Here is a 343-nt window from a genome sequence, read left to right as displayed (position 1 = left end):
CTTTCTTTCGATACGTCCCCAGAGGATTGTGTCACGAAATAGACTCCGGCGTTCATGGCTCTACCAGCACGCACCAGTTTATTTGAGAGTGTTTCTCCTTGTGCCACATTTAAGAACGCCCATGCTTCGTCCAAATCCACGATTTTAAAAATGCTTCGGTCACTGTGAATAAAGTCAAGGGCAAAGGTACTGATAACAATTAAGATGGATACCGACAACAGTTCAATGGTCGTGTATTCCTCAAAGGTAGTATCCTTATCCGGCAGAACCAAATCTGCAACCTGTATGATGTTGAGCTGGTTATCCAGACTGATTGCATTTTCCACCGAACCGTCTGAGAACA

The 343-nt window shown here is 44.3% G+C and carries 1 protein-coding gene; it reads right to left on the bottom strand.

Annotation, left to right across the window (positions count from 1 at the left end; translation table 11 throughout):
• Positions 1–343: ATP-binding protein (locus GPK60_RS14510; protein WP_215660905.1), on the bottom strand; the 343-nt coding region annotated here is incomplete at both ends.

This window comes from Ruminococcus sp. MCC718, from assembly GCF_018783905.1.
GTDB classification, from domain to species: Bacteria; Bacillota; Clostridia; order Lachnospirales; family Lachnospiraceae; genus Hominisplanchenecus; species Hominisplanchenecus faecis.
Note: the sequence above shows the minus strand (reverse complement) of the source record. Positions and strands in the feature narration are given on the sequence as shown.